Genomic DNA, 359 nt, shown 5'->3' with positions numbered 1-359 from the left:
TCGGCTAAGTACTTTTTTTCTAAATCGATACCATATTCATTTTTTAACAGTTCAACCATATCGCCATAAATCATATTTTTCATTTCTAGGTTAGAAACTTGCTTCTCTAATCGTTTAATTTTCTGGGCGGGGGTTTCTTTACTTTTAGACATAAGAGAGTGCTCAGTAGGGAGTGTCCAGTCTAATCTACCATGCTTTCTCAACCATGTAAGGACGGTGCTTCGACCTTGGATACCGTAGTGTTCTTGAGCTTGCTTATAGGTTAGCTCACCTTTTTCTACTTGGCTGACGACGGCTAATTTAAAGCCTAATGTGTAATCACGCTGTGTTCGTTTAACGCTGATTGCGCTTGAAGGTTT

At 39.3% G+C, this 359-nt stretch carries 1 pseudogene; it reads right to left on the bottom strand.

The annotated features are described in order from the left end of the window. Positions 1-359: pseudogene (locus AN944_RS21110) on the bottom strand (helix-turn-helix domain-containing protein); the annotation flags it as partial.

This window comes from Shewanella sp. P1-14-1 (assembly GCF_001401775.1).
In the GTDB taxonomy this organism is placed as follows: Bacteria; Pseudomonadota; Gammaproteobacteria; order Enterobacterales; family Shewanellaceae; genus Shewanella; species Shewanella japonica.
The sequence above is the reverse complement of the archived record's forward strand: the minus strand, read 5'-3'. Positions and strand labels throughout refer to the sequence as shown.